This window comes from Sunxiuqinia sp., assembly GCF_055140945.1.
In genome coordinates this window covers 39,484-46,134 of sequence record NZ_JBSQYS010000039.1, presented here as the reverse complement: position 1 = coordinate 46,134, position 6,651 = coordinate 39,484, and the positions used below count along the sequence as shown (strand labels likewise).

Annotated in this window: 4 protein-coding genes; 3 read left to right on the top strand and 1 reads right to left on the bottom strand. The window is 40.2% G+C overall.

Features of this window, described 5'->3' with window-relative positions; genetic code table 11:
* Window positions 1–606: 606 nt before the first annotated feature.
* Entirely contained in the window at window positions 607–1,374 is a 768-nt protein-coding gene (locus tag ACTB00_RS15995; RefSeq protein ID WP_463300914.1) for a TrmH family RNA methyltransferase, read from the bottom strand.
* A gap of 188 nt (window positions 1,375–1,562) precedes the next feature.
* Here ACTB00_RS15995 and tamL point away from each other — a divergent pair, with 188 nt between their 5' ends.
* The 3 genes from tamL to ACTB00_RS15980 all read left to right on the top strand — a co-directional run bounded on the left by tamL (window position 1,563) and on the right by ACTB00_RS15980 (window position 6,627).
* Window positions 1,563–3,899 carry a translocation and assembly module lipoprotein TamL gene (gene tamL / locus ACTB00_RS15990; RefSeq protein WP_463300913.1) on the top strand — a complete coding sequence of 779 codons (2,337 nt, stop codon included), beginning with the start codon at window positions 1,563–1,565 and terminating at the stop codon, window positions 3,897–3,899.
* Window positions 3,900–4,018: 119 nt separating this feature from the next.
* Window positions 4,019–5,098, top strand: a complete 1,080-nt coding sequence (gene fbaA / locus ACTB00_RS15985; protein WP_159523131.1) for a class II fructose-bisphosphate aldolase — start codon at window positions 4,019–4,021, stop codon at window positions 5,096–5,098.
* A gap of 164 nt (window positions 5,099–5,262) precedes the next feature.
* Window positions 5,263–6,627, top strand: a complete 1,365-nt coding sequence (locus ACTB00_RS15980; RefSeq protein WP_463300912.1) for a sodium-dependent transporter — start codon at window positions 5,263–5,265, stop codon at window positions 6,625–6,627.
* Window positions 6,628–6,651 lie beyond the last annotated feature (24 nt).

The window sequence follows — 6,651 nt, the reverse complement described above, 5'->3', positions numbered from 1 at the left end:
CCCCTGCTTCGCCAACAGGCGAAAAGCTCGGCCTACGAAGGTTTTGAACTAGAAAACAAGGGAAGGAAAGTCGCAGTGTACAGTTACAGTATTCAGTAGTGGTTCCCCCACTTCGCCAATAGGCGAAAAAGCGATGGCCGTCAAAACGCCCGGCCGAGGGTTCGGTTTGACTTGATTTTTCTTTGTTTCGTTTCTTTTCATCTAAGGAAAAGAAATGAAATCCCGTCCGGAAGGACAAAACAAAAAGGAACTGGGGCTTGGGGCAACGCCCCAACACATGCAATGAGAACAAGACGTTAGATAGTAGACTTTAGATCCAAGAATAAAGAACCAAGAGCCAAGAGGGTGAGATAGCAGTAATCAGCTGAATGATTGCTTCACTTTGTTCGCAATGACGCAAGTGAAAAACGTCATTGCGATAGAGAAACGACCGAAGCAATCTTCCCCGGACAATATTGGAGCAATTCTTTGAAAGATCCGGAAGCAAGTTCAGGAAAAGGAGTCTTGACAGAAGGACAATAAAACTGGCAGACGGTGACCGAACTTTTACGAATCAATTTGATCAATTCCTGAAAAATCAAATTGCTTGAAAGAATTCTTGGTCAATCAATAACTTCGTCGTTTAAATTCCGAACAACAAATTGCCGTAGCCGTAGCTACATTTAACGACTCGGAGCCATCACCATTTGTAGCAAACGAAGGGATGTGAATTTTGTGTTCAATCTTTCTGGTAATCGCAGGTGAAATTCCATTTCCTTCATTTCCCATAACTAAAATACCTTTGTTTGAAAGACTTGATTGGTAGATGTTTTCACCTTCCAGGAAAGTGCCATAAACAGGCAGTTGAACTTGGTTCGCTTTTTCAAGCCATTCTTCCAAATCAATATAATGAACGTTTACCCGTAAAATAGCGCCCATGCTTGCCTGAATGACCTTTGGGTTGTAGCAGTCTACCGTATCTGTTGAACAGAGGAGGTGTTCAATCCCAAACCAATCGGCCATTCGAATAATGGTTCCCAGGTTACCCGGATCCTGAATAAAGTCGAGAGCAATAGAAAGCTGGTTGGTAAGTTGGTTTATACGCAAGACATTGTTTGGCATGTGCACGACAGCCATTGCCTGCTGAGGAGTTTGGAGCATGCTGGCCTTCTTAAGTTCCTCTGCTGAGCATTCAATGACTTCCTCCGCTAAGTTGCAGTCAAGCTCGGTCAGCTCATAAAAATCGGGAGTAGCAACCAATAGTTTTAGAGGTAGTTTGGAACTAATTGCTTCCAGAACCAATTTATTTCCTTCAACCAAAAATAACTTTTCGTTTTCTCTCGTTTTTTTTCGATTGAGCGAGTGGATGAATTTTATTTTATTTTTACTTAGCATCGCGATTGGCAAACATTTTTGTAAAAATAAAAAGCCTAATCGATTTGTTTGCGTTCGATAGTGTTTATTTTTGTGTAAACTGCGTTAAGGTCACGGACCTATTTGATATTTTCGGTTTCGCTTCTATCACAAATTGTTAAAGACTCGAAACATGACACTAAATTATTCGCACTACTTAGATGGAAAAAATGAGAAAGGAAAAATTGTTTTTATTTTTGATTGAACTGTTGATAACGGTCTCTTTCTTCTCTTGTTCTTCCACTAAATTTGTTCCCGACGACAAGTATTTACTGAATGATACCGATGTTGAAATTGACAATCGGTCAATCAATAAAGAAGAATTGCGGACTCAGATTCGTCAAAAGGAAAACCTCAAAATTTTGGGCTTCCTAAAATTTCACCTCGGCTTGTATAATTTATCATCTGAAAAGAAAGAGGACGGGTGGTTTAAGCGAATTGGTGAAGCTCCGGTAATTTACGACGAGTTTATGATGGAGCGTTCGAAAGAGCAGCTCAAGCTTTACTTAAAGAATAAAGGGTATTACGATGCTGAAGTTAGCTCGAGCGTTCGTTACAAAGAGAAAAAGCAAAAGGTTAACGTTACCTATCACATTGAACCGGGAATTCCTTACCGGATTCGAAACTATACCTATCAAATTCAGGATAAAAATATTGAGTCCCTGATTTTAAGGGATACGACAGATCAGCTGATTGGCGGCGGGAATATTTTTGATGTTGATGTGTTGAACAACGAACGGACCCGCATTGCCAATCACTTAAAGAACTTCGGCTATTACTATTTTTCAGAAAATTATATTACTTACCTGGCTGATACGAGTTTGACAGGAAACCCTAAGTTGGTAGATCTGCTTATTGAAGTTGCCGACAACGATCTGGAGGATGAGGTCGACTCGATTCAACCACACAAAAAATACCGGGTCGAATCGTATTCGATTACTCCTGACTTTGTGCCGGTGCCATTGGGCGGCTCAAAAGAAACAACCGATCAGGATACCTTGCTTGACCCACCTTATACTTTTTTATATCACGATAAACTGAAGCACAAGCCCGAGCTTTTTTACAATATCAATCGAATTGAGGATGATCCTTACTACTCGCTGTCTAACGTGGAAAAAACCTATCGCTCGTTGGTTCAGCTTCGGCAGTTTCGGGTTGTGAATCTTAGCTTCGAAGAGGTTGATACGCTTGTGAATGATACCGTCGGCATATTGAAAAGTAATTTTCAGTTAACTGCACTACCCCGGCAAGGTTTTTCGGTTGACTTGGAAGGTACGAACTCGTCGGGAAATTTAGGAGTAGCCGGAAATTTGAATTACCAACACCGGAATTTATTTCGGGGTGCCGAGATATTTAACCTAAATTTAAAGGGTGCGGTTGAGAGACAACAACGCTTTGGCGATGATGGAAACCTGGACTTTAACACCCGGGAATTTGGTTTGGAAGGATCGTTAACACTCCCGAAGTTCTTAAATCCGCTTAAACGCGGTCGCTTGTTTAGCTATCAGGTTCCTCAAACAATTTTTAGCCTGGGGTTTAATTACCAACGGCGGCCTGACTATACACGAACCATTACTAATTTGAAATATGGCTACAACTGGAAATCGTCGCCCGTTCGGTCGCATTTTCTGAATGTTCTTGATTTCAACTTTGTAAACTTATACGAATTCAACGACGACTTCATTAATTCGATTAGGGATTTATACATCAAAAGTAGTTTTACCGACCACTTGATTTTCGCATTAAACTACACGCAGGTCAACAACAATCAAAACCTGAAACGAAGGTCTGATTATAGCTACATGAAATGGTCGTTTGAATCTGCCGGTAATATGCTTTCTGCTTATTCGAATTTATTAAATCGCACCAAAGAAACTTCAGTAGATACCATTTTTGGTGTGGAAAGAAGCTATCACGAAATGCTGGGAGTGAGATACGCTCAATATCTGAAAGGTGATTTTGAGTATCGGTATGGGCACATGATTGATGATTACAATACCGTTGTTGGACGTGCATTTATAGGAGTTGCTATGCCTTACGGCAATTTTGACGTGTTGCCTTTTGAGAAAAAGTATTTTTCGGGTGGAGCCAACGGTATTAGGGCTTGGCAGGTTCGTTCGTTGGGCCCGGGAACCTACGATGCACCGAGCGATGCTTATCCGAACCAGTCGGGAGATATTAAACTGGAAGCCAATCTGGAATATCGTTATCGTTTTGTTTGGCGAATTGAAGGTGCGTTCTTTCTGGATGCCGGAAATATTTGGGCCATCAATAAAAAGGACAACCGCCCCGGGGCTCAGTTCTATTTTGATAGTTTTTATAAGCAAATTGCCGTTGGAACAGGAATGGGACTTCGGTTCGACTTTACTTATTTCATTTTCAGGTTAGACTTGGGAATGAAGCTTCGCGATCCTTCATTGCAAGCAGGTAAACGTTCCATTATTGGGAATTATCCAATCTCTTCTGAGCATTTTAACCTGACCTTCGCCATTGGCTATCCGTTTTAACCTGCAATTAATATAGCTGCTCCGTTTTTTGTTTTTTTATTCTTAAATTTGCAGCCGATCAAATAATTAAGATTTCAAATTGAAATTATCCCGTTTAATTTTTTAATAAAATAATAGCTATGAGCGAAAAACTTTTTGATAACATCAAGCCAGGTGTAGTAACCGGAGACGACTTGCAATATTTATTTAAAGTTGCAAAAGAAAAGCAATTTGCAATGCCTGCAGTTAATGTAACTACGTCAAGTACGATTAGTGCCGTATTAGAATCTGCTAAGGTTGTTGACTCTCCAGTAATTATTCAATTCTCGAATGGTGGCGCACAATTTTTTGCCGGTAAAGGTTTAAAATTAGAAGGACAAGCAGCACCAATTGCCGGAGCTGTTGCCGGAGCTAAAGCAATTCACCTGTTGGCCGAAGCCTATGGTGTAAAAGTTGTTTTACACACAGACCACGCTGCAAAAAAATTACTTCCTTGGATTGATGGGTTGTTAGATGCCGGTGAAAAGCATTTTGCTGAAACAGGTAAACCTTTATTTTCTTCTCACATGCTTGATCTTTCAGAAGAGCCTCTTGAAGAAAATATCGCAATCTGTAAAGAGTATTTGAAAAGGATGAGCAAAATCGGTATGACCCTGGAAATTGAACTAGGTATTACTGGTGGTGAAGAGGATGGAGTTGATAACTCTGATGTTGATAACGCATTGCTTTACACGCAGCCCGAAGAAGTTTGTTATGCTTACGAGCAGTTGAGCGAAGTTTCACCTAATTTCACTATTGCTGCTTCATTTGGTAATGTACATGGTGTTTACAAACCTGGTAATGTTGTTTTGAAACCAGCTATTTTGGATGCTTCTCAAAAATACATTTCTGAGAAATTAGGCTTGGGCGAAAAACCTGTGAATTTTGTTTTCCACGGTGGATCTGGTTCATCAAATGCCGAAATCCGTGAAGCTATTTCATACGGTGTAATCAAAATGAATATCGATACTGATACGCAGTGGGCATATTGGGATGGCGTTCGTGAATTCGAAGCCGCTAATCGTCCATACTTGCAAGCTCAAATTGGTAATCCTGAAGGGGAAGAAAAGCCAAACAAAAAGTATTACGATCCACGTGTATGGCTTCGTAAAGGCGAAGAAGCAGAGATTGCACGATTGAAAAGTGCTTTCGAAGATTTGAACTGCATTGGAAGAAACTAATTTCTACCAGATAGTTATAAAGGCCCTTCATTTTTGAAGGGCCTTTTTTTATATCATTAATTTCCATTGCCAATACACTTGTTTTTTTTGTGTGAAAGGAAATATTTTGCATTTTTACCGCTAATCAGATTAGTAAACACATACTTCCATTTTATTTATCGTTTATGTCAAAGCAGTCGAAAAAAGGTCGGGCAGAGTTTTCGAGTTCATTTGGAGTAATAGCAGCAGCAGCAGGTTCGGCTGTAGGCCTGGGTAATATTTGGAAATTTCCTTACATAACCGGAGTTTATGGTGGAGCAGCCTTTTTGTTTGTTTATCTCGGGTTTATTTTGGCAATTGGCTTGCCGGTCATGCTTTCCGAGTTCATCATTGGACGTAAGTCACATCGCAATGCATTCGGTGCCTTCAAAAAGCTGGCTCCAAAATCTCTTTGGCAATATGTTGGAATATTAGGTGTTGGGGCTGCTTTCATGATTCTGGCATTTTATGGGGTGGTTGCCGGCTGGAGTGTTGATTATATCGTCACAGCGCTTTCAAATGGGTTTGCAGATCAAAGTCCGGATCAATTGGCTGTTATGTTTACGAGCTTCATTGAATCTCCGGTACAGCCTGTTTTGTATCAACTTCTCTTTATGGTGCTAACTGGCGCTATTGTGATGCTCGGGATTAAAGATGGGATCGAACGCAATGTGAAAGTAATGATGCCTGTTTTAGTGGTGATTATCATCGTTTTAAATATTCGGGCAGTCACTTTACCGGGAGCAGGAGAGGGGCTTCGCTTTTTGTTTCATCCAGACTTCTCAAAATTAACGGGGGAAGGGGTTTTAAGTGCATTAGGACATGCATTCTTTTCGCTCAGTTTAGGGATGGGAACCCTAATCACCTACGGATCTTATATCGACAAGAAGAATAATCTACTCAATACTGCGATTAAAGTTACGATAGCCGATACCTTGATTGCTATTTTAGCAGGAGTGGCTATTTTCCCTGCGGTGTTTGCTTTTGGTATCGAACCCAGCAGCGGGCCGGGACTTGTATTTATAACTCTTCCCAATGTTTTTCAGCAAATGCCGGGTGGCTACATTTTTGCAATCCTTTTCTTTTTATTATTGACGGTTGCTGCCTTAACGTCATCAATTTCTATTTTAGAAGTTGTTGTCGCTTATTTTCACGAAGAACTGAAATTGAAAAGAAAGATTGCAACGATTTTTGCCACAGCACTTATTGCGTTGTTGGGGGTAATTTGCTCTTTGTCGATGGGGATTTTCAAAGATTATACATTTTACGATCTGAACTTTTTCGACCTGTTGGATTGGATTTCGGCAAACTTACTTTTACCATTGGGTGGTCTTTTTATTTCACTGTTTATCGGCTGGAAATTTGGACGTAAAAAGATACGAACTGAGATTGAAAATGGTGGAAGTATTTCTCAATTAATGCTTTCTGGCTTTATCTTTCTCGTGAAGTTTATTGCGCCCATTGCGATTGCCATTGTGTTTCTTAGTGGAATAGGATTACTGAAAATATAGCTTTTATTCTAAATATTTTTATTG